Origin of the sequence: Sporosarcina sp. FSL K6-6792 (genome assembly GCF_038004885.1) — a bacterium.
Taxonomy (GTDB): Bacteria; Bacillota; Bacilli; order Bacillales_A; family Planococcaceae; genus Sporosarcina; species Sporosarcina psychrophila.
Genome location: NZ_JBBOSA010000001.1, coordinates 2,671,324 through 2,697,841 on the forward strand (window position 1 = coordinate 2,671,324; position 26,518 = coordinate 2,697,841).

At 42.3% G+C, this 26,518-nt stretch carries 23 protein-coding genes, 5 tRNA genes and 1 pseudogene; 10 read left to right on the top strand and 19 right to left on the bottom strand.

Going from position 1 to position 26,518, the window contains the following annotated elements; all coding sequences use genetic code 11:
• Positions 1 to 68: 68 nt before the first annotated feature.
• Together MKZ26_RS13050 and MKZ26_RS22370 are read right to left on the bottom strand one after the other, a co-directional pair.
• Complete coding sequence (locus MKZ26_RS13050; protein WP_340766461.1) at positions 69 to 1,232, bottom strand: PstS family phosphate ABC transporter substrate-binding protein; 1,164 nt, start codon at positions 1,230 to 1,232, stop codon at positions 69 to 71.
• A 68-nt stretch (positions 1,233 to 1,300) separates the two neighbouring features.
• A pseudogene (locus MKZ26_RS22370) lies at positions 1,301 to 1,384 on the bottom strand (DUF5412 family protein); the annotation flags it as partial.
• Positions 1,385 to 1,798: 414 nt separating this feature from the next.
• On the opposite strand from MKZ26_RS22370, the gene MKZ26_RS13055 reads away from it, so the two are divergent.
• Positions 1,799 to 2,845 carry an ArsR/SmtB family transcription factor gene (locus MKZ26_RS13055; protein ID WP_340766462.1) on the top strand — a complete coding sequence of 349 codons (1,047 nt, stop codon included), beginning with the start codon at positions 1,799 to 1,801 and terminating at the stop codon, positions 2,843 to 2,845.
• A gap of 21 nt (positions 2,846 to 2,866) precedes the next feature.
• Positions 2,867 to 4,111 carry an MFS transporter gene (locus MKZ26_RS13060; RefSeq protein WP_340766463.1) on the top strand — a complete coding sequence of 415 codons (1,245 nt, stop codon included), beginning with the start codon at positions 2,867 to 2,869 and terminating at the stop codon, positions 4,109 to 4,111.
• A 35-nt stretch (positions 4,112 to 4,146) separates the two neighbouring features.
• Here MKZ26_RS13060 and MKZ26_RS13065 read toward each other — a convergent pair whose 3' ends face one another.
• Both MKZ26_RS13065 and MKZ26_RS13070 read right to left on the bottom strand, forming a co-directional pair.
• Complete coding sequence (locus tag MKZ26_RS13065) at positions 4,147 to 4,338, bottom strand: YwbE family protein (protein ID WP_067204907.1); 192 nt, start codon at positions 4,336 to 4,338, stop codon at positions 4,147 to 4,149.
• A gap of 3 nt (positions 4,339 to 4,341) precedes the next feature.
• Positions 4,342 to 4,947, bottom strand: a complete 606-nt coding sequence (locus tag MKZ26_RS13070) for a class I SAM-dependent methyltransferase (protein ID WP_340766464.1) — start codon at positions 4,945 to 4,947, stop codon at positions 4,342 to 4,344.
• Between the two features lie 123 nt (positions 4,948 to 5,070).
• Here MKZ26_RS13070 and MKZ26_RS13075 point away from each other — a divergent pair, with 123 nt between their 5' ends.
• Together MKZ26_RS13075 and MKZ26_RS13080 are read left to right on the top strand one after the other, a co-directional pair.
• On the top strand, positions 5,071 to 5,517 hold the full coding sequence (locus MKZ26_RS13075) for a MarR family winged helix-turn-helix transcriptional regulator (RefSeq protein WP_067204903.1): 447 nt from the start codon (positions 5,071 to 5,073) through the stop codon (positions 5,515 to 5,517).
• Positions 5,518 to 5,519: 2 nt separating this feature from the next.
• Positions 5,520 to 7,988, top strand: coding sequence for an MMPL family transporter (locus tag MKZ26_RS13080; RefSeq protein WP_340766465.1), 2,469 nt, complete (start codon positions 5,520 to 5,522; stop codon positions 7,986 to 7,988).
• A 56-nt stretch (positions 7,989 to 8,044) separates the two neighbouring features.
• Here the strand turns inward: MKZ26_RS13080 and MKZ26_RS13085 are convergent, their stop codons facing one another.
• Complete coding sequence (locus tag MKZ26_RS13085; RefSeq protein ID WP_340766466.1) at positions 8,045 to 8,935, bottom strand: aminoglycoside phosphotransferase family protein; 891 nt, start codon at positions 8,933 to 8,935, stop codon at positions 8,045 to 8,047.
• Between the two features lie 48 nt (positions 8,936 to 8,983).
• Positions 8,984 to 10,552: an amidohydrolase gene (locus MKZ26_RS13090; protein ID WP_340766467.1), complete on the bottom strand. Its 1,569-nt coding sequence runs from the start codon at positions 10,550 to 10,552 to the stop codon at positions 8,984 to 8,986.
• Between the two features lie 107 nt (positions 10,553 to 10,659).
• Here MKZ26_RS13090 and MKZ26_RS13095 point away from each other — a divergent pair, with 107 nt between their 5' ends.
• The 5 genes from MKZ26_RS13095 to pstB all read left to right on the top strand — a co-directional run bounded on the left by MKZ26_RS13095 (position 10,660) and on the right by pstB (position 15,054).
• Positions 10,660 to 11,100 carry a YtoQ family protein gene (locus MKZ26_RS13095; protein WP_067204893.1) on the top strand — a complete coding sequence of 147 codons (441 nt, stop codon included), beginning with the start codon at positions 10,660 to 10,662 and terminating at the stop codon, positions 11,098 to 11,100.
• A 281-nt stretch (positions 11,101 to 11,381) separates the two neighbouring features.
• A complete protein-coding gene (locus MKZ26_RS13100) occupies positions 11,382 to 12,314 on the top strand; it encodes a PstS family phosphate ABC transporter substrate-binding protein (protein ID WP_067204890.1) in 933 nt (310 codons plus the stop codon).
• A gap of 92 nt (positions 12,315 to 12,406) precedes the next feature.
• The gene (pstC, locus tag MKZ26_RS13105) at positions 12,407 to 13,345 is read left to right on the top strand and encodes a phosphate ABC transporter permease subunit PstC (RefSeq protein WP_156475937.1); all 939 of its coding nucleotides are present in this window, start codon (positions 12,407 to 12,409) and stop codon (positions 13,343 to 13,345) included.
• Position 13,346: 1 nt separating this feature from the next.
• Positions 13,347 to 14,219: a phosphate ABC transporter permease PstA gene (pstA, locus tag MKZ26_RS13110; RefSeq protein ID WP_340766468.1), complete on the top strand. Its 873-nt coding sequence runs from the start codon at positions 13,347 to 13,349 to the stop codon at positions 14,217 to 14,219.
• Positions 14,220 to 14,280: 61 nt separating this feature from the next.
• Positions 14,281 to 15,054, top strand: a complete 774-nt coding sequence (pstB, locus tag MKZ26_RS13115) for a phosphate ABC transporter ATP-binding protein PstB (protein ID WP_231885811.1) — start codon at positions 14,281 to 14,283, stop codon at positions 15,052 to 15,054.
• 137 nt (positions 15,055 to 15,191) lie between these two features.
• Here the strand turns inward: pstB and glmM are convergent, their stop codons facing one another.
• The 12 genes from glmM to MKZ26_RS13175 form a co-directional block, all read right to left on the bottom strand.
• Complete coding sequence (glmM, locus tag MKZ26_RS13120) at positions 15,192 to 16,541, bottom strand: phosphoglucosamine mutase (RefSeq protein WP_187046466.1); 1,350 nt, start codon at positions 16,539 to 16,541, stop codon at positions 15,192 to 15,194.
• A gap of 39 nt (positions 16,542 to 16,580) precedes the next feature.
• The gene (locus MKZ26_RS13125) at positions 16,581 to 17,852 is read right to left on the bottom strand and encodes a CdaR family protein (RefSeq protein WP_340766469.1); all 1,272 of its coding nucleotides are present in this window, start codon (positions 17,850 to 17,852) and stop codon (positions 16,581 to 16,583) included.
• The gene (cdaA, locus tag MKZ26_RS13130) at positions 17,845 to 18,681 is read right to left on the bottom strand and encodes a diadenylate cyclase CdaA (RefSeq protein WP_067204877.1); all 837 of its coding nucleotides are present in this window, start codon (positions 18,679 to 18,681) and stop codon (positions 17,845 to 17,847) included. The genes MKZ26_RS13125 and cdaA overlap by 8 nt, the downstream gene beginning before the upstream one ends.
• Before the next feature lie 258 nt (positions 18,682 to 18,939).
• Positions 18,940 to 19,593, bottom strand: coding sequence for an anti-sigma factor (locus tag MKZ26_RS13135; RefSeq protein ID WP_340766470.1), 654 nt, complete (start codon positions 19,591 to 19,593; stop codon positions 18,940 to 18,942).
• Positions 19,594 to 19,605: 12 nt separating this feature from the next.
• Entirely contained in the window at positions 19,606 to 20,169 is a 564-nt protein-coding gene (gene sigW, locus MKZ26_RS13140) for an RNA polymerase sigma factor SigW (protein WP_067204872.1), read from the bottom strand.
• A gap of 1,009 nt (positions 20,170 to 21,178) precedes the next feature.
• On the bottom strand, positions 21,179 to 22,084 hold the full coding sequence (gene rocF, locus MKZ26_RS13145; protein WP_067204869.1) for an arginase: 906 nt from the start codon (positions 22,082 to 22,084) through the stop codon (positions 21,179 to 21,181).
• An 88-nt stretch (positions 22,085 to 22,172) separates the two neighbouring features.
• Positions 22,173 to 23,897: a bifunctional diguanylate cyclase/phosphodiesterase gene (locus tag MKZ26_RS13150; RefSeq protein WP_340766472.1), complete on the bottom strand. Its 1,725-nt coding sequence runs from the start codon at positions 23,895 to 23,897 to the stop codon at positions 22,173 to 22,175.
• A gap of 322 nt (positions 23,898 to 24,219) precedes the next feature.
• Positions 24,220 to 24,294 (bottom strand) — tRNA-Gln (locus MKZ26_RS13155).
• A gap of 153 nt (positions 24,295 to 24,447) precedes the next feature.
• A tRNA-Tyr gene (locus MKZ26_RS13160) sits at positions 24,448 to 24,531 on the bottom strand.
• A gap of 82 nt (positions 24,532 to 24,613) precedes the next feature.
• Positions 24,614 to 24,685 (bottom strand) — tRNA-Glu (locus tag MKZ26_RS13165).
• A gap of 18 nt (positions 24,686 to 24,703) precedes the next feature.
• Positions 24,704 to 24,779: transfer RNA gene (locus MKZ26_RS13170), tRNA-Thr, on the bottom strand.
• Between the two features lie 3 nt (positions 24,780 to 24,782).
• Positions 24,783 to 24,857: transfer RNA gene (locus MKZ26_RS13175), tRNA-Asn, on the bottom strand.
• A 197-nt stretch (positions 24,858 to 25,054) separates the two neighbouring features.
• Here MKZ26_RS13175 and MKZ26_RS13180 point away from each other — a divergent pair.
• Positions 25,055 to 25,717: a hypothetical protein gene (locus MKZ26_RS13180; RefSeq protein WP_187046462.1), complete on the top strand. Its 663-nt coding sequence runs from the start codon at positions 25,055 to 25,057 to the stop codon at positions 25,715 to 25,717.
• Between the two features lie 73 nt (positions 25,718 to 25,790).
• Here the strand turns inward: MKZ26_RS13180 and MKZ26_RS13185 are convergent, their stop codons facing one another.
• A complete protein-coding gene (locus tag MKZ26_RS13185; protein WP_067204859.1) occupies positions 25,791 to 26,471 on the bottom strand; it encodes a KinB-signaling pathway activation protein in 681 nt (226 codons plus the stop codon).
• Between the last annotated feature and the right edge of the window lie 47 nt (positions 26,472 to 26,518).

Sequence of the window (26,518 nt, forward strand, 5' to 3'; positions counted from 1 at the left end):
GTTGTGAAAAATTCGTGAAGTGTTTTTATTCCTTATACTATCACGAGTAAAGCAATCCCGTTTTCAGCCTATCGGTTTGTAACATACCCCGTCTTCTCGATGATCGCCTGTCCTTGGTCAGACAAAATCCAATCGATGAATTTCTCGATATGCGGATTATCACTGCCCGCAGTCACGGCATAAATATCAGCCGTAAGAGGATAATCTTCAGACTGGATTGTTTCTGATGACGGTTCAATTCCTTCAATTTGAAGCAATCGGATTTTATCGTTAGTGACCATTTCGGTTGAATAATATCTGAAAGTAAAGCCTAATGCATTGTTGTAGTTCGTATAGTCCGATACCTCATCAATAATTCCTCCCATAAGATCAATCACATTTTCAACCGGAGGATCCATGATCGACACATCACCCATCAGGTTTTGAAGTGCAGTCTGACTGCCGCTGTCTTGTGGCCGCTGGAATGCCCGTATCGCTTTTTTCTTTCCGCCTACGTCTTTCCAATTTGTTATTTCTCCGGAATAAATCCCTTTGATTTCATTCATCGTCAAGGTTTTTACAGGGTTTTTCGCATTGACGAAAAAAACGAATGCTTCTTTACCGATTGGTGTCAGCGTTAATTCTTTGCCAGCTCGTTCTGCTGATGCCAATTGAGTAGAAGAAGGACCTGCTACAAAAATTATATCGACTTCCCCATCAATGAGCTTTTCGTAGGCTACGTTTGTCATATTCGACATCACTTCACTGTTATAGAGGTTGTATTCCTTTTCTGGATAGACTGCCTGTGCGAATCCAGCATACATCGGGTAAAGCGCGGTCGCACCATCTATGACAGGTAAATCCGATTCCAGCTTCAAGGTCGCTGGCTCGTCCAGTTTCATAGCTTTCGTCCCAGATGCGAACGGACTGTATTGTTGCAGGTTCACTTCTGTATCCTCCAACCTGTCCAAGTTCTGCTTATATATACCGGAAGCCGTGAAAGACAATGCCACAACGGCTATCAGCGCAACAACGCCATAAAAAGCTTTTTTTCCGTTCGGATATTTCGTCCAACCTATCGTTTTGAATAGAATCAAAATAACCAGTATTACGTAGATTGCAATAAGCAAAGGTACTATATAATACATATTCGGCGTTATGAATAAAACAGATATAAAAGCCAATGGCAACGCCAATATCGTCGCCGCTACAATAATCATTAGGATGGTTGCAATCATTAGGATGTTTTTCAAGCTGAGTCCCCCTTAGTATTAAAACATTTCTGTATAGCGAACCTCAATTGAGCCTGTTATTGTTCTCTCTAATCATACACATCTTTTTGCACATTAAGTTCAACTCCATTGATTGAAACTGTATTACTATCAATCCAAACGATTTTCGCTTGATTTTTCCGGTTACTTTTAGATCAATCTTCATTGTGCACCCACTCCTATCGAGACGTTTCTTTCCATACAAATGTTTCCAATACACATTTATTGATTAACCAGTAAATGACTGCTTGCTTTTGTGTTTAAACACTAGACGCCCTATACACAGATGCTCTCGGATCACTTTGGCCTGAACAACTACTGCATCATTATTGAGATTTCTTACTGAGTAGGATGAACGCTTGTCCGTCGCTCTCCATACATTTCTAAAACAAACGTTTTTTATACTTTCACGTTTGATGGATAAAAGTCACAACCTATCTATTTATGATTTATATTAAATATTCAAAATTAATCGAACAAAATATTCTATAATTATTGAACTTCGCATTTCAAATAGGTATACTTTACCAAGCAGGAGGCGGATTAGTATGAATACACTAACAATAACAGGTAGAAAAAGAGAATCGTACAAAGTGGAGCTCGAGTATTCTCTATTATGGGAATGTGCATTAGGTATTGCAGCGATCACAAATACACCGCTGCTAGACACGCTCGAGAAAAAAGGTTCATTTGAAACACTTCGAAATGAAATGCCTGACGAGTTAGTTATCGAACTGAATTACGTTGAAGAACACAATACATGGAAAAGTTTACTTCAACTTTTACACGCTTTTGAAAGAAATTCGAATGACATTGAAAAATTCAAGATTTATGTCAACAAATTAAGCGATGTGGAACTGAAGTATACTTGTCTCCCATACTTCAGAACAGATTTACAAGAAAGTAGGATGCTTGCGGCGAATGGTGATAAAGTTGCTGTCGATTTAATAAAACAAGTAGCAAAGGAAAACCCTTTTCTACCTGCTTATATTGACTTTATCAGCAATGTAAATGGCGTTGACTTTAAAAAGCATTTACTAACTGTCATGTCTTTGTGGACTGAAACAGTTCTTGATGCAGACACAAATCCCTTGTTAGCCATCTTGGAAAGAGATCTCGATGAAAAAAGAAGTATGAAAGACAAACTAACGCCTGAAGAATTTGTTGCATGGGCCACAAATGGAACAGAGTATATTCCTGAGCCAAGCGTTCATCGTGTTTTATTGATTCCCCAATTGACGTACCGGCCTTGGACGATTGTATCGGATATTGAAGAAACGAAAGTTTTTTATTATCCGATTCCGAACACAAGCATTGATCCAACTGATAAGTATCTTCCCGATTACTTTTTAATTCAGAAACATAAAGCATTGGGAGATGAAGTCCGGCTCCGTATGGTTAAGCTTTTATCTGAACAAGATTGCACGTTAAAGGATATAACTGAGCAGCTCGAATTAGGAAAAACAACTGTTCATCACCATTTAAAAATTTTAAAGGCCGCTTCTTTAGTTGGTCAAAAGTCCTCCAATTATTATTTGAAAGAAAAGTCCGTTGCTTCCCTGCCCAAAGAGTTGGAACTCTATTTAACCCAATAATGCCAGAAGGGGCGATGACTTTTGAATACTCATGTCTTAAAAAACAGGGGCTTCGTTTCATTGTGGGCGGGGAGTGCCATATCCGAACTGGGCGGCTCCTTTGGCACGTTTTGCAATTCGATTATTGTATATGAACTCACGGGGTCAAAACTGGCGTTGGGTAGTATGTGGTTACTGTACTTTCTCCCCTCAATCGTGTTTCAACTCGTCAGTGGGCCGTTCATTGATAAATGGAGTCGCAAATGGATTATGATTTTCTCCCAGTGGACGCGGGCATTGATTTTTCTGGTGCCACTTTTATCAATGTTCCTTGGCCATTTGGAAGTTTGGCATATCTATGTAGTTCAGGTCATCATTGGCCTTGTCACCCCACTTTACGTTCCTGCAAGTCAAGCGATTACACCGACAATCGTAGCTAAGGAACAGTTAAGTACGGCCAATGCTTATCTCGATGGTACAACGAGGCTTATGATGTTCTTGGCACCCATGGCTGGTGGAGTTGTTATTAATTATATAGGGACGGATTTCACTTTGTTACTCGTGTTTATATTACTTGCGCTAAGTGGATTTTTGCTGTTACGGATGGACGAGCAACGAGTTCCTCAAGATATACGGAAGACTTGGTTGGAACAATTCAAGGAAGGCATCCATTACTTTTTTAAAGAACGAACAATCGTGTGGCTAGGAATCTTCCTTGCATTCGTCCAATTTGGCGTTGGTGTCACAATGGTGATTAATTTACCGTATATCACCGATGTGCTGAAGGGGAATTATGAAGAGTATGGCCTCTTTATGGCTGGCTTTCCATTGGGTTATGTCATCGGATCTCTGTTAATTGGAAAGATAAAATTCCGAAGTCGAAGAATGTTCATGTTAGGATCCCTAGTAATCGGTGGATTAACCTACATTTCGTTAGGAATTATTAATGCAATCATTTTAGCGATTATCGTCGAAATTATTGCAGGAATTATGATGGCTTTCTTCAGTATTCACAACATCACAATTTGTCAGCGGGCGATTCCGAATCATATGATGGGGAAAGTGATGTCGGTTAGATTAGTAATTAGTAGAACGGCAATGCCAATTGGGATTGTTTTTGGAGGTATTGTTAGTGAGTTATGGGGAATTAGACCTTTATATATAATGATTGGATTAGCGATAAGTTTGGTATCTATCATTGGTATCGTCTTTCCTTATTTCAAGTTCATTGATGGTCCACCCCAACCTGAATTATTACCTAAAAAGAATAACTACGCGCGGCAATAGACTGCGCATGGTTATCCTTTTTAAGTCTTTTCTTATTATAAAATCTCGCAAACCCGTCCAACTTGTCCGTCTTCTAAGCGTACTTTAATGCCATGCGGGTGGAAACTTGAGTTCGTCAATAAATCTTTAACGACACCTTCCGTTTTCGAGCCCGACCGCTGATCTTTTTTCAAGATAACTGCTACTTTTAAGCCTGGTGTTACATCTGCACGATTCTTTCCATTCATATATTATTCTTCCTCTCTTTTTTGAAACATACTTTGCACGACGTGTGCGGTTCCTGTATGAAGTTGGCCTTCCACGCGATTGACTTCCCCGATATGGAAGTGTTTGACGAAATAACCATCGAATTGTTCGAGCATCTTAATAGGATTACACAGCATTTCTTCGACCCGTGGGCCGCCTGTTCCGTACTGGAGCTGTTCTTTCGTATACAACTCACTTACATAGCATCCACCAGGTTTTAATGCCTTTTTAATCCCTGCTAGTGTACAGTCCATAACGTTTCCCGGGAAATGTCCGAAGATGTGAACGATGGCATCCCACTGCTCTTCTTCCCATGCCACTTCTGCCAAATCGTGCAGTTCCGTTTTTACAACGACACTTTTTTCATCTGCCAACTGCTTTGTCTTCTCCAGTCCTGCCGGCGCATAATCCCATGCAGTCACATCGAAGCCAAGCGTTGCCAAGTAGACCGAATTACGCCCTTCACCTTCCGCGATACAAAGCACTTTACCCTTCGGTAATTGCTGTGCCGCCTCCACAAGAAATCCGTTGGGTTCTTTGCCATAGACGTATTCTTCAACGGAAAAACGTTCATGCCACATATTTGTCATAGCTTCTCAGTCCCCTTTGTATCTGCTTCCTTCAGTTTATCATAAAATGGCCGATTACTTTGCCGTTGACATTTATTCGTTTACCCCCTAAACTACTATTATTGGTTTAGGGGGTAGACTATATTGAGAGAAAAACTACTAGAAGCTGTTGATTTATTCGAAGAAGTAATGATTTTCGGGACAGAACATGTTATTAAAAACATGGATATTCCCATTTGGAAAGAGTATTCTCCTGAGCAAATTCAAGTACTCAAAATCCTTTCTACTTATGGAGCACTTTCGAGCGGAAAGCTTGCCACAATTCAAGGTGTACATAAAAGCGCCGTCTCAAGCCGTTTAAAAAAGTTGGAGGAAAAAGGACTTGTGACATCCGAGCGTGACGAAAACGATCAGCGTGCCAAAATCATACGACTTACATCGGAAGGTATCGAAGTTCTTCAAACGTCCAATAATGCGGTCTATGAAAATATTGAAAAACTTTTTAAAGATCGGATTGATGAAAAGGAATTGGAGACATTCGTTGAGACCTTCCGAAAACTTAAAGAGATTTTACAAATGAAGGAGATGTAATTTTGAGAGCTATTTTAAAATTCAAATGGCCGATTTTCATCGGCTTACTTACATTGACAATTGCGTTATTCATTTTAGCACCAAATTTGGCAAAACAAGCAGAAGAAGCGGGCTCACTACAACTTCCAAGCAGTGCGGATTCGCAAAAAGCGGCTGATATGCTAGAAAAAGCCGGTGCTTCCGAAGATACGATTTCACTCGTCTATCCGTTGAAAAAACCAGTAGATGCTGCGAAGAAAAAAGAAATTCAATCGGTTGTAGACAAACTTGAAGCCCTGGGCAAGCCCGTTTCAGCAATACTTAACCCTTTTGAAAGTAAAGAACTGGAAGCGCAACTTGTTTCAAAAGATCAGAAGACAGTCCTCGTACCAATTACTGTGGACGGTACATTTGATGAAATTATTGCTCTTGCTGATAAAATTCATAGTGATATTTTACCCAAAAACCAGACAGTCTATTTAACAGGTGAAGCGATTATCGGCAATGATGTAAACCAAAGCGCACAAGACGGCTTGAAAAAAACAGAAATTATTACCGTCGTGCTTATTTTCGGTTTGCTTCTCATCGTATTCCGCTCAATTGTCACACCATTTATACCGCTTATTGCGGTAGGGATCTCCTATTTACTCAGTCAATCATTTGTTGCCTTTTTCATTGACTGGTTCGGATTCCCTGTTTCTAATTACACACAGATTTTCCTTGTAGCTATCCTCTTCGGACTAGGAACGGATTATTGTATTCTGTTGCTCAGCCGTTATAAAGAAGAATTGCTAGCAGGTCATAGCGTCGAGGATGCAGTCGTTAATACGTATAAAACTGCTGGCCGTACACTGTTCATCAGCGGTCTTGCCGTCTTTATCGGATTTGCAGCAATCGGATTTGCAGACTTCCCGATTTTTAAATCAGCTGTGGCTGTCGCGGTCGGAATTGCCGTGTTGATGGTCGTGCTATTTACAGTTGTTCCATTGTTCATGGTTTTATTGAAAGACAAATTGTTTTGGCCTTCAAAACAAGCTGCATCGCATAAAGACAGTAAAATATGGGTTGCCTTCAGTAAAGTTTCGGTCAAGCGGCCGCTCATTTCTATGCTAATCGTGGCAGTTATTACAGTCCCTCTTCTATTGACATATGATAATGATTTGTCATTCAACACAGTCGATGAGATTGATAAGAGTAAAGAATCGGTCATGGGTCTCAATGCTATTTCTGAAGCATTCGGGAAAGGAGATTCGTTGCCAATTCAGGTTTTATTGAAAAAAGACGGCCCGATTGTCAACGAAACTGACGTAACCTATCTCGAAGCAATCAGCCGGGATATCGAGAAGATTGACGGCGTGAAAACGGTCCGGACGATCACGCGTCCAACTGGTGAAATTATCGAAGACTTGTATGTCGACCATCAGCTTGGTCTTATGTCAGAGGGTCTTGGTGATGCGACTGGTGGACTGGATAAGGTACAAAAAGGACTGACAGAAGTTCAAGGCGGATTGGACCAAGTGACCGGCATGTTTTCTACCGGATCTGCAGCTGAAGTCAATGGTGCTGGACTTGCACAAGCCGCAGGTGGTATCGGCCAACTTTCTGCAGGTGTTGGTGCTTCTACTAAAGGCCTGGATGAAATCGGTTCCGGTCTTGGCGAATTATCCGCGTCATTAAAAGAAATGAGTGAGTCGGACAGTGTGCGTGCTACCGGTTTGTTCATCCCGTCAGGCACGCTCAGCAATGAAACGTTCAAGCCGGTGATTGACCGTTATACGTTCGGAGCCGAATCAGGGATTTTACTTGAAGTGATTTTGGACTATGATCCTTATTCAAGGGAAGCGATCCAAACGGTGCATGACATTAAAGACAGTGTAAGCCGTTCAGTTATCGGAACACCTTTCTTTGACGCAGAGCTTGCGTATAGCGGTGTATCCAGCATGAATTCGGATCTGTATGATATTTCGTCAAAAGACTTCAAGCGCACAGTCATTATTATGCTTGCCAGTTTGTTCGTCGTCTTGACGTTCTTGTTCCGTTCCGCAATCATGCCTTTGTATATGATTGGCTCCTTGCTGCTCACATATTACACATCTATCGCTGTAACTGAACTCATCTTTGTCAATATGTTGGGTTATGATGGTATCAGCTGGGCAGTTCCATTCTTTGGCTTCATTCTGCTTATTGCGCTCGGTGTGGATTACTCCATTTTCTTACTCGACCGCTTCCGTGAGGAGAGCATTAATGGGCTGAATATACGAGAGGCCCTTACGATGTCGATGGCTAAAATGGGTACGGTTATCATTACTGCATCCATCATACTCGCCGGAACATTTGGTGCAATGATGCCTTCAGGCGTGTTGAGTCTCGTACAAATCGCTACAATTGTCATTACAGGACTCCTTCTGTATGGACTCATCATTCTTCCATTACTCATTCCAGCGATTACTGTATCGTTTGGCAGAGGGGTATGGTGGCCGTTCAGAGGTTGATATAATACGTAAAGCGTCCGTTCCTTTTGTGGGGAACGGACGCTTTTTTAATGATTCTACTCTTTGTTACTGATACTCTCCAAATATTGATCCAATCGTGCTGCCATCATTTCATCCGTCAAACCTGTAACACCAAATGCCGCCCAGCCACTATATACAACAGGAGGACCATCCAAAAAATCAAAAACGGAGACAATATCCCAATAGGGCTCATACGAAAATGAGGGTTCAGCATGTCTTTGATAAGCTTGTAAAAATAGGTCCGCCACTTCGACGCTATGCAACAGCGCGAGGTTCACACGACAATGACCCACGTCGATACCCGCTGGACCGCGGCATGCATTCGGCCAATCGACAATCCCACTGACTTCTTTGTTAGTCCACAACACGTTTGCAGGATGAAAGTCGCGGTGAATAAACGTCTCGAGAAATTCAGGCTCCGTTCCATGGAAACGTTCAAATGCCGCCTGCCACACATCCCATTTCTTCGTCCATTCGGGGAATTTGACGTCCGCTCGTTTTGTATATGGCGCATATTTCCATGTAAAATCATTCGCTTTAACTTGATGAATTTGCACAAGTGCTTTTGCCAACCCATCCGTCCATTGGTTGAAATCATCTGGCAGAAGCTCTACTTTCCCTTCAACTTTCGTCATAAGGATAGACGGCAAACCGCTCAGCTTTCCTGTTTCATCAGACCCAATCAGCTCTGGAGTCGGCAGCCCACTATCCGAAGCTTTTCGAAGGCTCGCCGCTTCGTGCTTGACGAGATCAGGTTCTTCAAGAAGCCACTCCTCATTGTCAAATTGTCGTAAAACCATTTCCGAGTCTTCCGTTTTCAATTCATAAAGAAGAGAGGACGTACTGCCTGGAAGCCGTTTCATCCAATGGACGGCACTTCCAACTTCTTGCTGCACCCAGATTTCTGCTTTTTCGATTGGTCGCAAATTCCACCCCTCCTTTAAACATGAATTATGGATTAGGCGAGTCCCATTTCACCCTCTATACATCACTTCACCCGCAATAACGGTCATCACAACATTCGCGTTCACGATCTCTTCATCTTCCACTCGGAATAAATCCTTGTCGAGCACAGTGAAATCAGCATCGAACCCGGGCGCAAGCTTACCGCGGACGTCCGCTTTTCCGATTGTTCCCGCACTCCCCGTCGTAAAGAGGCCGACCGCTTCAAAGCGACTTAGTTTTTCATCTGGTAAATAGCCTTCGTGGGTTTCCCCAGGCTTCCGACGCGTCGCCGCTGCATAGATGCCAAGCAATGGGTCGACCTCCTCGATTGGCGCATCCGAACCGCCGCCGCAAATGAATCCACGGTCAAGCAGCTTTTTCCACGCATAGGCCCAATCAAGACGGTCTTCCCCTAAACGATCCATGACCCATGGGAAGTCTGATGATACAAACACCGGCTGTATATCAAGGATGACTGGCAACTTTTCCATCCGCTCGACTAGATCTTCACGCAAGACATTTACATGGATAAGTCGATCACGTTTGCCAGTAGGTACCGGGTACTTCTCTATCGCATCGAGTGCTTTTTCAACAGCTGCATCCCCAATGACATGAACAGCAATTGCTTCGCCATACTTGCGTGCGAGCGACACTATCGCACCAATTTCTTCATCCGTAATGACTGTCATGCCGAATGTTTCGGTCGTATCTGCATACGGTTTACTTAACAAAGCCGTTTTACCTCCAAGCGCTCCGTCGATGAAAAATTTCATCTCGCCAGGCTCAATCCAAGGTTCATTATAAGTAGCTTGCTCTTCCGTCAATTGCTGGAAAACAGTTGACCGTCGTAATAAATGTGCGCGGAATTTCTTCTGTTCACCAATAACGTTTTTGAATGCTTGTAGCGGGTTTTTATAATCCCCGTAATACCCGAGGTCATCTGTCACTCCCCCTGTCAGTCCAAGTGACAGCAAATCATCGACTGACTTTTGTAAGGCCCGAGTCAATGATTCTTCTGTCGGCTCTGGAATAAGGGCAAGTACAATCTCCTGCGCTCCTTCTTTCAAGTAGCCCGTAGGTTCCCCGTTCGCATCACGCATAATGACACCATCTTCGGGATCAAGTGTATCTTTTGAAATACCTGCCAGCTCAAGCGCTTTTGAATTGGCGAGCGCCGCATGTCTACATGTCCGTTTCAAAATCATAGGGGAATCCGTCACCTTATCCAATTCATGTCGCGTGAGGATCTTTTTATCTGGGAAGTTATTTTCATTCCATCCCTCTCCGATAAACCATTCGTCAGATTTCAAATCAGGATGAGCATTTATCAGCATATCCATCATGTCATCAGCGGACGTTGCCTTCGATAAGTCCAAACTTAGTAATTTTTCGCCGTGACCAATCATATGCATATGACTATCGACGAATCCTGGATAAAGAACGGAACCCTGTAAGTCAATTTCATTATCTGCTCGTTCTTTTAAATCCTCATACGTACCAACTGCACTAATCTTACCGTTTTCTGTGAGCAGCGCCTCAACTTGGTCGCCTTCTTGCTCCATCGTATACATCGTGCCATTATGCCAAAGTGTTTTCATCTCAATTCCCCCTATCTCTCTAGTTATAGTCTAAACTTTCGGTCATTCACGAGCAACATTTTGATTATCAATGCTACAATTAAGATTAATGATTAGGAGGGGTTAAGTTGAGATTAACTGTTTACCTGGCAGGGGAAATCCATAGTTCATGGCGTGAGGAAGTAAAGATGAAAGTGGCTGCACTTAAGTTGCCAATCGATTTCGTCGGTCCCATGGAAGACCATGACCGTTCTGATAACATCGGGGAAGATATTCTAGGCAAGCAGCCGAATGCAATTTCCAAAGATGCTGCGGCATCTAGCTTTAATAATTTGCGTACGGAGCTATTAATGAAGCAAGCCGATCTTGTCATCGCTTTATTTGGGGAGAAATATAAGCAGTGGAATACCGCGATGGACGCGAGTGCCGCCGTCGCATTCGGCAAACCACTCATCCTAATTCGTAATGAAGCACATCATCATGCACTAAAGGAATTGTCCCGCAAAGCAAACGCTACCGTCGAAACTGTCGATCAGGCTGTAAAAGCACTGCATTATATTTTCGAATGAACTAAGAAAAGCGCCTGGAGCCTAGACACTGCTCCAGGTTGAAAAAACTTATACCTTTTAAAATACCATTCCACGGGCTGTCCTCATCAGGGCAGTCTTTTTTAATGGCGTTCCTACACCGATACCGATCATACAACCGCGAAGAACAATCATATCCCCTTCCACACCGATCATATCCCCCTATCTCGTTTACAAAACCTTAACGATTCCTTCATACCCGCTCAACAATTCTCCTCTATCATTTGAATTGTAGTCAAAACACTCTAGGGGGGCAACAACAGATGAAAAACATGAAAACACTCGCAACACTCGGACTTGCATGCTCGATCTTTCTCGCTGCTTGCGGTGGAGCGGACGGTAATACATCAGCTAAAACTAGCGAAGGCTTAAGCGGTAGTGTAGCAGGGGACGGATCGTCGACTGTTGCGCCAATCATGGAAGCGATTGTTGAAGAATATGCACAAGCTGAAAAAGACGTTAAAGTATCCGTAGGTGTTTCCGGTACAGGTGGCGGATTTGAAAAATTCATCGCTGGTTCAACAGACTTCTCAAATGCATCCCGCCCCATTAAAGATGAAGAGAAAGCAAAGCTTGACGAAGCAGGCGTTGACTATACAGAACTTAAAATTGCAAACGACGGTTTAACAATCGTTGTAAATAAAGAAAACACTTGGGTCGATTCACTTACTGTTGAAGATCTCGCGAAAATGTGGGCAGAAGATGGATCAGCAAAAAAATGGTCTGATATCAACCCAAGCTGGCCAGCTGAAGAAATCGTCTTCTATTCACCAGGTACAGATTCTGGCACATATGACTACTTCAATGAAGTTGTCTTGGAAGATGCTGACCTTGTAAAATCTGCAACACTTTCTGAAGATGACAACGTTCTTGTTACAGGAATTAAAGGTGACAAAAATGCGATTGGATTTTTCGGTTATGCTTACTACGAATCAAATAAAGACGCGCTAAATGCAGTATTAATAGATGGTATTGAACCGAATGCACAAACAATCGAGTCTGGCGAATACACTCCATTCTCTCGCCCACTATTCATTTATGTCAGCAACGATGCAGTTAAAGAGAAAAAAGAAGTTCGTAACTTCATGGAGTTTGTTATCGACAACTCAGCAGAAATGGCCGAAGCAGTTGGTTATGTACAACTGCCTGAAGCAGACTATGAAGAAGGACGTAAAGCATTGGATTCTCTGAAATAATAGAACGATTCCTGGCTGTCCTGCATAGTAGGGCAGCCATTATCCTTTCAACACCGTAACTAAACAACGTTATCCAATAGGAGGTCCATAGATTGACTTCAATAAAACCGACAGATAAGTTGCGAACACGCGATGTCATTGCTGCTGCTAAAAAGAATGAGAAGTTTGGCAAACTCATCCCGCATCTTTTACTCGCTGTCACTTCCATCACTGTACTGGCAACATTTGGGATTATCTACACATTACTGAAAGAAACATTCATCTTTTTCCAAGAAATAAAGATCACTGACTTCATTTTTGGAACTGAATGGGCACCTTTCTCCAATGCTGATCAGGCATTCGGTGTACTTCCCTTAATCGTCGGGACTTTAAAAATCGCAGGTGTTGCGCTTCTTATCGGGGTCCCTTTCGGACTTGCGTGTGCAATTTTCCTCAGTGAATATGCGTCACCAAAAATCAAAAAGTTCATCAAACCAATTATTGAGTTACTGGCTGGAATTCCAACGATTGTTTACGGATTTTTTGCCTTAACAGTCGTGACACCATGGCTCCAGTCTTTCATTCCACAATTGAAGTTATTTAACGCACTAAGTGCCGGTATTGTAGTCGGTATTATGATTTTACCAATGATAATCTCGCTTTCGGAAGATGCACTTTCTGCTGTTCCTGCTTCATTCCGCGAGGGGTCTTACGCGCTTGGGTCTACAAAATTTGAAACAGCTATCAAAGTCGTCTTTCCAGCAGCAATTTCCGGTATTGCAGCATCGATTATCCTTGCTGCTTCACGGGCTGTAGGAGAAACAATGATTGTCTCACTTGCCGCAGGTTCCACGCCAATATTCAATATGGACTTTACAGGTTCAATTCAAACGATGACTTCTTATATCGTTCAAGTCGCAACAGGCGACGCAGGCTATGGCACAACAATCTATTATTCCATTTACGCTGTTGGGTTCATGCTATTCTTGTTCACATTCCTAATGAACCGGGCCGCTTTGTACATCAAGACGAAATTCAGGGAGGAATACTAATATGGACCGCGTTCTTCAGTCAAAAACAAATCGTCGACTTACAAAAGATTCAGCGATGAAATGGCTGTTCGGTGCAATCGCTGCCGCCGTCCTCGGAATTACATTCTTCCTGTTTTACGGCATTGGTGCAGATGGCGTCGGACGGTTGAACTTTTCATTCTTTACGAATTTCGGATCCCGCTTCCCTGAAAAGGCGGGCATTAAAGCAGCTCTTGTCGGTACACTGGCTCTCATGGCCGTCGTTATTCCGGTATCCATGTTCCTAGGCCTTTGTTCCGCTATTTACCTTGAAGAATATGCTAAAAAAAATAAATGGACCTCTTTTATTGAAATGAATATCAGTAACCTTGCCGGCGTTCCTTCCGTTGTCTTCGGGCTTCTTGGTCTAACTGTTTTTGTCCGTGCATCATCATTAGGCAATAGTATCTTGGCTGCTGGATTGACGATGAGTTTGCTAATCTTACCAATCACCATCGTAGCTTCCCAAGAAGCACTTCGTTCCGTTCCAGACACACTTCGAGAAGCTTCATATGGCATGGGTGCAACAAAATGGCAAACAATCATTCATGTGATTTTACCGTCCGCAGCAGGTTCTATTTTGACAGGTAGCATCTTATCCTTCTCACGTGCCATCGGTGAAACAGCACCGCTCATTGTTCTTGGGATACCGGTTATCGTTCAATTCCTACCAACTGGACCGCTTAGTACATTTACAGCTCTTCCGATGCAAATTTACGACTGGGCTAAACGCCCACAACCCGAATTTGCAGATGCTGCCTCAGCAGGAATTATCGTGCTTATGATCTTACTCATTACAATGAACGGATTTGCGATTTACTTTAGAAATAGATCACAAAAAAAGCTTAAAAATTGATAGGAGGATTATTATGACAAAAACACTCGTTCGACCTACTGAAGATGCTAAGCTTCGTGTCATGAAAAATGAAAATTGGACAAAAGCAGTTTATGAAACAAACGGTTTAAATCTCTGGTACGGCACGGCGCACGCACTTAAAAACATCGACTTGTCCATCAATGAAAAAGAAGTAACAGCAATCATCGGCCCTTCCGGCTGCGGAAAATCTACGTATTTAAAAACACTAAACCGGATGGTAGAAAACGTAGGCGACGTAACCATTTCTGGTAATGTTACATTTATGGGCAATAATATTCTTGGCAAAGCGATGTCCGTGGAATTGCTTCGTTCAAAAGTCGGCATGGTATTCCAAAAACCCAATCCATTCCCGAAATCCATCTATGAAAACGTTGCATACGGGCCGAAGATTCACGGTATCCGTAATAAAGCAATGTTAGATACAATTGTTGAAGACAGCTTACGTAAAGCAGCCTTATGGGATGAAGTAAAAGACCGTCTGAACAAAAGCGCATATGGACTTTCCGGCGGACAGCAACAACGGCTCTGTATAGCACGCTGCCTCGCAGTTGACCCAGAAGTAATCCTAATGGATGAGCCAACTTCAGCACTAGACCCGGTATCGACACATAAAGTCGAAGAATTGATTCGCAACATCAAAAACGATGTAACAATAGCAATCGTTACACATAACATGCAACAGGCAGCACGAATTTCCGACCGCACTGCATTTTTCCTAAACGGAGAAATAGTAGAATGCGATCGTACATCCACACTATTTAGTACGCCGACAGACGAACGCACCGATGACTACATCAACGGGCGATTCGGTTGATAATCTCATTTGGTAAACAAAAAGGGCATCTCGAGTTAGTGTTTTCCTCACTATCTTGAGATGCCTTTTTGTTTTCGGCAAAATAAAAAACCGAAGATATCGTCAATAACGACATCTTCGATCAATGGTTTAGTCTCTTATTCAGTTCCCATTTCTGCTTGCACAACGTCAACAATACGCTGAACAAGACGTACACAATCTTCTTCAGAAGGCGCTTCTACCATGACGCGCACAAGCGGTTCAGTGCCCGAAGGACGAACCAAAACGCGGCCATTGCCTGCCATCTCTTTTTCTACTTCTGCTATTACTTCTGCTACTAATGCATTATCCGTCACAGCATTCTTATCCGTAACACGTACATTAACAAGTTTTTGTGGATAAATTTTCATGCCTGCCGCAAGTTCAGATAGCTTACGTCCAGTTATTTTCATAATGTTAACGAGCTGAAGTCCTGTAAGAAGCCCATCGCCTGTTGTATTGTAATCGTGGAAGATAATATGGCCTGATTGCTCACCGCCAAGATTATAATTTCCTTTTCTCATTTCTTCTACAACATACCGATCACCAACGGCTGTCTGAATGCTCTTCATGCCGTGTTCCGTCAATGCTTTATAGAAACCTAGATTGCTCATAATCGTTGAGACAATCGTTCCTGATTTAAGGCGGCCTCCTTCATGTAAATGACGTGCGATGATGAACATAATCTGGTCACCATCAACAACTTCTCCACGTTCATCTACAGCGATAAGACGATCTCCGTCTCCGTCAAACGCTAAACCAATATGGGCACCTTTTTCAACAACGAGTTTACCCAATTCTTCAGGATGAGTCGAACCGACACCGTCATTAATATTCAAGCCGTTTGGCGATGCTCCCATTGTTGTTAGGTCTGCATCAAGATCAGCAAACAAATGTGTTGCCAGTGTAGATGTCGCACCATGTGCACAATCGAGTGCAACATGAATTCCCGCGAATTCCTCGTCGACCGTCTGTTTTAAGTACTGAATATATTTATGTCCGCCTTCAAAATACTCTGTTATAAAACCAACGTCTGCTCCAGTCGGACGCGGCAACGAGTCTTCTTGTACGTTTAACAGTTGCTCAATTTCTTCTTCCTGTTCATCCGTCAGTTTATAACCATCTGCACCAAAAAACTTGATGCCATTGTCTTCGACAGGATTATGTGAAGCTGAGATCATGACTCCGGCCTGTGCATTCATGACGCGCGTCAAGTAAGCGACACCTGGTGTGCTAATAACCCCAAGAGTCATCACTTCAATCCCCGTCGATAAAAGACCCGCAATTAGGGCATTTTCAAGCATCTGACCCGAGATACGCGTATCCCTGCCGACGAGTACTTGTGACTTCCCTGATGATTCTTTTGTTAACACATGCCCACCAATTCTACCCAATCTAAATGCGATTTCCGGTGTCAATTCCTTATTTGCAACCCCACGGACGCCATCGGTCCCGAAATACTTTGTCATTTTCATTCTCCCTTTCAATCCTGCACATTCAACTGTATGTCAGGCAAGTTCAATATGCATCGTTACTTCTTTATCTGATAGTATCCATTTCACATCTAGGGGTCCTTCAACCAAGACTGAGAAATTCTGTTCTCCTTCGTCCGTGGTTTCAGACGCATCGATATAAACGGTGAAATCTGATTTCTCCAATGTATCAATTACATCCTGTTCCGCCGTGACAGTTAGTACAACCAAACCGGCCGCCGGTTTTTGAAATGAACTCGTGAAACTTTCATCAAGTCCTTTTACAGTAACAGGTATGTCTTTAAATTCCTTCGTAACTACTTTTACATCCTCAACAGGCGGCTCCGGATTGATTACTTCCAAGTCTGAATCAATCACTGTTGCATCTATTTTCACTTTAACTTTATCTAAAGACATCTTTGTAACACCTTTAGGTTTTTTCAAATCAATCGCCATTGTTCCTTGTCCTTTTACTTCGGATACATCCACATCAACGCTGAATTCTTTAATTTGATCCAGCACTTTCCGTGGACCGAATAAACTAATCGTTTTATCCTGAGTAGAAAGGGCATCGACAGTGACACCAGTAACAGGAACTCCACGCGATTTAAGTACGATTGGCACTTCTTTACTATATTCGGAAATCTCAACTTTGACAGTCACTTGTTCAGGAACAATCGTCACATTCAGCTTCGTTAAATCTTTATCTAAGACCCGAACCCGTGCTTGCTGCTCGAATGATTTGTTAATTTCCTTGTCTCCTGTTATTGAGGCTTTTACAAAACTAATCGATTCAATAACACTCTTCGCCCCCGTCACTTCGATAGTTGACGGATCGACATCTATCTTAACGACATTGAACTCTTCAGCAAGCAGACGTTCATTCAGTTCAGGATCAACACGGAATGTTTGTGTGATTTTCTCTTCGATTACGACTTCGATTGTCGCGGGATCGAAGATGACTTTCAGCTTCTCAGAAACATTCTCACTTTGAATCTCAACTGTATGCTTACCCATTGGCAAACTAGACAAATCGACTCGTAGCGTAAAGTCTTTTAATAATTTCGTTGTCTGGACAATATTCGCTGGGCCTTCAATGGTCATATTGACCGTTTCTGGAACTCCAGTCACGACAAGATTTTCATTGTCATAAAACACTTGTACAGGGAAATCCTGAATGATGTCCCGCGCATCTCCAACTGCTTTGCTACCCTTTTTTTCTTCTGCCTGCACAGTAAAAAAAAGAATAATTGCAAGGAATAAGGCTGTCAAGCGAAGAAACCATGGGCTATTCATAAACTTATCCATTTTTTCTCCACCTCCACTTCCAGATGGAAGAATCCTGCTTTTCAGTTGTTAAACCGAACCAGACTCTCCGCAACCGCGCTTCAAATTCCTCCATATCAAGATTCCGATCTATATCCCCATTTGCAGTAAGGCTTACTGCTCCAGTTTCTTCTGACACGATAATCGTGACAGCATCCGTTACTTCACTAATTCCAAGGGCTGCACGATGTCGTGTTCCAAGCTCCTTTGAGATGAACGGACTCTCCGACAGCGGCAAATAGCATCCTGCTGCCGCAATGCGATTACGCTGGACAATGACTGCACCATCATGGAGTGGCGTGTTCGGGATGAAGATATTGATAAGAAGTTCTGACGTAATCAGCGAATCCATACCTGTACCGGTTTCAATATATTCACTTAGACCTGTTTCCTTTTCAATTGAAATAAGCGCACCAATTCGCCGTTTCGCCATATAGCTAACAGATTTCACAAACGCTTCAATCAGACGATCACGTTCCTCTTCTTCCTGCATCATTGTACGAGCAAATAGCCGTCCTCTACCAATCTGTTCAAGCGCACGCCGCAGCTCGGGTTGGAAGATGATAATAATAGCCAGAAATCCAAACGGAAGAACCTGATCCATCATCCATTGAAGCGTATCAAGTCCAAAAAACTCAGTCAGAATACGAGCAATGAGAAGGACAAAAATCCCTTTTAAAAGTTGAACCGCTTTCGTTCCTTTTATAATCGTAATCAATTTATAAAAAACAAACCAGACGAGAAGCACATCTACAATATTAATAAATGCCGCTACTGGACTGAAATCAACTAATTCTTGCCATTTTGGCATGTGCTTCGCCTACCTTCATAAACAGTTTCTTATGCGTATAGTATAGCATAACAGCACTGCACTGTCCTTTCTTAGAAAAGAACAAAAGCGCAAGCAGCTGTTATAAATGAACACAGCCAAAGTATGCCACGTCCTGCGGCAATGTCTGCGTGAAGTCTCTATATTGCAGCCAATCCACTGTACGTGATTTTATAGTTTCCTAAGCAATGAAAAAGAGCGACCGGTTACCAACTCTAAACGGTCGCGGGGTCGCCCTGTCTACTTTTCATCTTGCTGCTTGTCATCTTGCTGCTTGTCATCTTTTGATGATGGAAAGATGTCTTTAGCTGTTGTTTTCATTTTATACCAAAGCCAGTCGAACACTTTGTCAATTTCCTCGCTCTTACCAGTTACAATCGCTGTAGAGGCCATGTATTTAGAACCTCTAATAACTGTTACGTTGCCATCCACTTCTCCTTCGATACGGAGGGTGCCATTTTTAACGACTATATCACCTTTAACTGTTTCACCGGCGGGCACGAGTACCGTTTGACCCTCGACAACAAGATTCGGCTGTTTCGTCACCGAAAACTGCTGGTCATTTCCATAACTTGAAAATAGTGTTGCACTCATAAGGATTAAAAACATGGCTGCAGCTGCCAAAAGTGGATGGCTACGCAACCAGCGTTGAACACCCGCTTGGGATTTTTCTTTGGGAAGTCGTGCCATAACACCGTTGACAAAGCTGTCCGGCGCCTTTATTTTTGAAGCACTTCCTATAAAAGCAATAGACTCAGTCAATCCATTCATAATTTCCTTACATTCTTTGCAGCTATCTAGGTGTTCTTTCAATAGCCGCTCTTCGTCACGGCTAATATCACCGTCTAAATACGCGTGCATATAGTGAACGATTTGTTCCGGACACGTATTCATATTAATTCCCTCCTACATATTACCTATCTGTTTCCGAAGTGCTTCCCGCCCTCTATGGACACGGGTCTTTACGGTCCCTAGTGGTAATTCCAAAATGTCACCAATTTCTTGGAGCGGTAATTCCTCGATATACCTTAAAATAATGACGGAACGGTATTTATCAGGAAGTCTTCCGATTTCGTAATGGATTCGTTCCTGTAATTCCATTCTTTCGACTTCATCTTCAGGTAGCTCGCCGGATGCGGCAATTTGTGAGTACATATTCAGACCATCTGTACCCGGTACATTTGCATCGAGATAATAATCAGGTTTCTTCTTTCGAATTCGGTCGATGCATAAATTCGTCGCAATCCGAAACAGCCACGTTGAAAACTTCCGTTTTTGATCGAATGTATGAATATTGATATAGGCACGGACAAATGCTTCCTGCGCAATATCTTCTGCTTCTTGTGCGTTGCCAAGCATCCTGTAACATACTTGGTATAGGCGATGCTGAAATAAAGTCACTACTTCTTCAAATGCATTTTGGTCGCCTTTCAAGACTTCATTTATTCGTTTATTGATCAGTTCATCCAATGTATTTCACCCTCCGCTCTATGCGGCTGTCCCTTCTATACGTTTGAAGGTGTCGACAGGTTTCATTTTTTTTCATTAATTTTATTTTAACAGATATTGCTAGTTATTTCCTCACTATATTTAATGATTGGAAAAGTAAATGGCTTTTGATTAAAGTGGGATGTGGGATTCGAAACTTTTGTGTCAGTGACACATGGCGTTTTTGGGATTACCTGCGATTCTCCAGAAAAAAATCCACTTCTATTGATTAACCATTTATTTGCATAAAACACTAGTGAGAAGGGCTTGATGACCTTCATTTTCACTGGATTTTTTTCGGCCCGCTTACGGCTAACTATTCATGACAGATTTACTGAGGGGGGTCTGAGTGTGGCTAGAAATGAATTCGTCATTCCTAGCCACACTCTTTTCAGTAATACTGTTGCGAATAATTGCCTGTCGCTTACCTACAATGTTCAAGTGTAAAATGCAGTTGTTTTAGAAGAAAAGAGTAGATGACATTCTATGGCGAGTGTAAGTGCCCGACGATGCAATTTCGGGCACTCTTGCACGTTGTATAATGTGCTTCTTGCTTACTTTTAACAAAGAGTATGCATCTAATCATGTGATGCATAAATAGAAAGCGATACTTCTTTACTAGTAAAAAAGAGAAAACACTCAAAGAAAGTTTCAGCCGCCAAAATTGCATCTTTGGCGGCTTTTATCCAGGTAGATAGATACCCCTCTATTCTTTCGTCCCAATAAGCTTTTGCACTTCGTGTACTTATGAACTTGGAGGGCGACGGATGAAGGACCACCATACGATTACCGAAATAATGTGTAGTTATGCGACAAAGTTGTATCCCTACACATCCAGACATCTTGGTAATCCTATAGAAGTCATTCAATCCAAAGTCAACTATACACGTAGCGCCAGTAGGTGATCATGTTATTCACTGGTTATTTTTTGGTTAATCAACAGGTGTGAAAAAAGCCCATCTAAGTTACTAGACGGGCTTTCAAGAACTGATTAAATTAGTTTTTCTCCAAACAGTGAGCCCATTAAACCTACCGCAACATCAGCTGTTTTATTCTTCTCATCCAAAATCGGATTTACTTCTACAAATTCAGCCGAAGTAATCATGCCTGAGTCTTCCAGCATTTCCATCGCTAGATGGCTTTCCCGATAACTAATTCCCCCCGGTACCGGCGTTCCGACTCCTGGTGTATACAGCGGATCAAGTCCATCTAAGTCAAGCGACAAGTGGACACCGTCGACATCACGTGAACGTAGATAGGCGAGAGCGTCTTCCATAACCGAAGTCATTCCGTAGCGATCGATTTCATGCATCGTGAACACCTTAACACCTTGCTCCTTGAGCAATTGACGTTCTTCCGGATCCACAGAACGTGCTCCGATGATGACAACATTCTTCGGTTTTACTTTTTGACCTTCACTATGTATATTAACGAGACTTTCATGCCCTAGCCCAACACTTACGGCAAGAGGCATTCCATGAATATTACCGGAAGGCGATGTCTCTGCAGTATTAAAATCTGCATGCGCATCATACCAGATGACACCAAGATTTTTATACTTTTCCGACAAGCCAGCAAGCGTTCCAATAGCGATGCTGTGATCGCCTCCTAAAACAAGTGGGAATCTACCTGCATCCACAACTTCAGCAACTTTTCGCGCAAGCTCCGTAGTCGCTTGAATGACTTCATCTAAGTTCTTCAAATTCGTATCACTATGTTTTTTTCTTTCCACAGCACTTACCTGAACATCGCCCTCATCCGTAACCTGATGGCCAATCGATTCAATTCTCCCTACAGCACCTGCATATCGGATTGCACTTGGCCCCATATCCACCCCACGACGACTTTGTCCAAAATCGAGTGGTACACCGATTAATGAAATATTCAAATGTTGCATGTCAAATTACCTCCCCTTATCTATATCTCTAGTATAAGTCCATGAGAAGGTTTGGCTCAACTCAACAAGTATCTGAATATTTATTCGTTTACAATCTTTTTCCCATGAACTGTTCACATGCATCAGGAGACGTTGGTTTGCTATAGTAATAGCCTTGACCCTCACGACAACCTAAATTCATTAGGATAACGGCTTGTTCTTCATACTCCACACCTTCCGCAATGACGTTTAAGCCCACAGTATCTGCTAAAGTTACAATAGCCTTAACGATTGCCTGGCTATCTTCATTCAGGTGTATATCGCGCACAAAGGACATATCGATTTTAATCGTATCAGCTGGTAGTTCTTTGATATAACTAAACGTACTATAACCTGTTCCAAAGTCATCGATAGACACCGTAATACCCAACGCCCTTATTTCACGAATTCTTCCCTGCATATCTTCCCGGTTGGCAAATGCACTTTCAGTTAATTCGATTTCAATCAAATCTGTTGTGACACCCGTCTCTTCAAGAATTGTTTTAATCGTATGCAAAATAGTTGGTTCTTCCAATTGCACGGCTGACATATTGATAGCCACCCGAAACGGTCCATATCCATTATCTTGCCACTTTTTCGCCTGCCCGCAAGCTTCACGCAGTACCCATTCCCCGAGAGGTATGATGATTTTCGTCTCTTCCGCCACGGGAATGAACTTATCGGGTGGTATTCTGCCAAGATCAGGATGATTCCAACGCACTAACGCTTCAACACCTATCAACTTCCCTGTCTTCAAGTTCACTTTAGGCTGATAATCAAGATGGAGATGACCCAAATGAACGCTTTTCCGTAATTCATTCTCCAGCAAGATCCGCTCCAATGTTTTGGCCGCTGTTCCGTGCTGATACATCTCACATCCTCCGCCGCCATGCGTTCTGGCGATAGAAAGAGCTTTTTCTGCTTTCATTGCAAGCTCTGAAGGTTTTTTAGCATGCTCCGGATACAAGGCAATCCCGAAACTTAAAGATGGTGTGTGCATTTGGTCCTTTACTTCAATAGGTTCTTCAATATATTGCTGAACTTCTTTTGTCAGTTGTTCAGCGTGTTGTGCATCACGTACATCTAGAAGGAGGAATGCAAATTCATCACCTGAAAGTCTGCCAATAACAGTTTTTTCTTTTAGAATTGTCCTTAACCTCTTCGCAATAACAGACAAAATATAATCACCTACCTCATGGCCAAGCGAATCATTCACATAGCGAAGACGGTCGACATTCATATAGATACAGGCTCGTTTTGTTCTCTGTTTTTTCGCTACTTCTATTTCTTGATAAAACATTTTCCGAAATGAAGTTCGGTTAGGTAAACTGGTCAATTGGTCATTATAAGCAAGGTCGCGTATCATCCGCTCAGACTCTTTACTCTTAGTGATGTCATAGCGGATGGATATATATTGATAGGGCTTTCCGTTATCATTTAAAAATGGAACGATCATCGTGTCGACCCAATAATAAGATCCATCCTTGGCTTTATTACAGATTTCACCATGCCATGTATTTCCCCTGCCGATTGTCGCCCATAGCTCTTTGAAAAACGAAGAAGGATGAAAGCCTGAATTGATAATCCGATGGTCTGCCCCCACAAGTTCCTCCACACTGTATTGCGCTATTTTTGTAAACAACTCATTCACATACACTATTTTCCCAGTCTGGTCTGTGACAGCAACAATAGCTGACTGATCAAGTGCATAGGCAATGTCCCTAAGCATTTTTTCCGGACTATGACTACCATCATGGCGAATTAAATCATCTACCATTTTATTATTTCCTTGCATAAAATCACTTCTTTCCTAAAAACCTTTTTCAACCTACGTTGGCCTGCAAAAATAATTATAACCCCATTTACTCTACTATAAATCCGTTCTTTCGGGCTATATATGGTGAAATAAAGAACTCCAGTAAATTCGCTTCGGAGCTAAGGGATATCTGCCGGCTTCAGCTATCTTTTTTATGGCGCCTTCACTCAGTTCATATCGATATTTCATTTGTTCAATATAGAGATTTATATCTAGTTGAAAATAGAAAAAAACCCTTTCATTTTGGCGAAAGGGTTAATAAAGCTATTTGCAATTCACATGGTTTGGTAAAGCAAGAAAATGGCTGGGGTAGCTGGATTCGAACCAACGAGTAACGGAGTCAAAGTCCGTTGCCTTACCACTTGGCTATACCCCATTAGTATTTAAGTTTAATTCTTTTCGGTGCTTTGCATTAAAGTAAAATCTACTCTATTCAATGCTTTACATAACAACCTAAAAGTAAACTCTTTTTAACGCGAAACGTTAAAATCAAGGAATACTGTTTTCAACGCAAGTGTTGAAAAAGTATTGGTGGTGGGGGGCAGATTCGAACTGCCGAACCCGAAGGAGCGGATTTACAGTCCGCCGCGTTTAGCCACTTCGCTACCCCACCATGTTAAAATATGTATTATTAGATTCAAAACCTTAAGTAACAAGCAAACTTCTTTCAACATTTCACGCTGAAAAAGTTTTAATGACCCCTACGGGATTCGAACCCGTGATACCGCCGTGAAAGGGCGGTGTCTTAACCGCTTGACCAAGGGGCCTCATTCTTAAAGTTGCTCTGGAGCTTCCAACCGGATTCGAACCGGTGACCTCTTCCTTACCATGGAAGCACTCTACCTACTGAGCTATGGAAGCATATGGCTCCGCAGGTAGGACTCGAACCTACGACCGATCGGTTAACAGCCGATTGCTCTACCACTGAGCTACTGCGGAATAATAAGTATTCATTTAAATTTGTTCATGTCGTTCAGGACAAACTCCATTATAACAAACATTAAATATTTTTCAAGACCTTTTTTAAAAGTTTGTTTTGTTCCCGACAGCAACTTATATATATTATCACGTCTTTTGCATATTTGTCAACACACTTTCATAAACTTACGGTAGATTGTGCAAAAAGGGGACAACATATGCGAAACAAGTACATGATCACTGCCATTATTTGCTGCGCGCTCTTCCTGCTCCTTCCCGCTTTACCTAAACAACTATCTCTTGTATCCGTCTTCCGCGTAACGGAGGAACCTGCTGTTATTGTACGCGGCGCTAGTGGTTCCGCACTGACCGTAAATATTTCATTCGGGGATATAGAAGTGGAACAATGGATCCAAGAACTCAGTAAACCTTATCCACTTCTACTCGTTGATATGAAATGGGCTGGTCGTTTTCCAGAAACCGTGCAACTCATCAAAGAAAAAAATATTTCTATAGGGTTACTCGGCGATAAGGGTGTAACCTATGAACAAAACACAATTTTGTTCACAGAACAACTTGAGCAGTTCGAAAAAACTTTCGGGGTAAAACCTCTTTGGTTTCGTACCATTGATGAAGTTTTTCCAGCGAACTTGCATAGTATGCTCTGGGATGCGGAAGTTAATGCACTGGGTTCATCTGTTGTTTGGAATGGTGGCGATCTCCCTTCTGTCACTAAAGGAGAAATTATTTCTGTCCCCCATCACCGGGAAAACCGTGTTAATTTGGCTGAGTTAAAAAAGTTAGATAAAGATCGAACTTTTATATCCGTCGAAGCCATGTTATTCGGAACTAAGGTGAATGTCAAAAAAATACCCGAATAACCCAACCGCCTCACCTACTCTTATAAAAAAACAGCACAATCCGCCATTATCAACTGGCTGGTGTGCTGTTTTTTTATTTTGCTTTAGCAGACTTCGTAACTTTGCCTCGTGCTTTTCTGCGTGCTTCCAGCTTCACCTTATCTTCATCAGACTGCTTGTTGAACTTCGGCAGTACTAAGATTTGATACGCATTCACTGCAAGAAGCGGGAAGAGCAGGATTGTGACCCATGAATCGATATTACCTGAACGTACCATCAACGCAGGTAACCATTCAAGCGTTGTAATAACGATCATGAAGAATAGTGCTGAAATGAGCGTGTGTTTCTTCGTCCATTTCGCCTTGAAATAAGCGGTTACCGCGGAAACACCTACTAGTGTTGCAAGTAATCCTAGGTACAGAACTGTACGACCCGTCTCATCTGACGTCAATTGGAATCTGAAGAAGATAAGGTCAAATAGGACAATCGCAATGATTAATAGCTGAACCCAATTCCACAATGTGAGTGTCTTAAAGATATTCACACCGAATTGATGGACCGTTAAATAAGCAAAAAAGCCCATTTGCGCAACGACGCTCATCGTAAACCCAAGGAAGATCATCCAAAGAAATGCACCAATGAATTGACCGTATTCACCATTGGATAAATATTGAGAGAAGAACTCCCAGCGGACAATTAATCCTACAACCGCCGTCATGAAGCCTCCGATTAGTAATGCTGTAAAAAAGAATTTGACCCAATTTCGTATTGTCACGATAGTGATCCTCCGTTTTGTTTTTCCTTCCAATAGTGTAACAACGT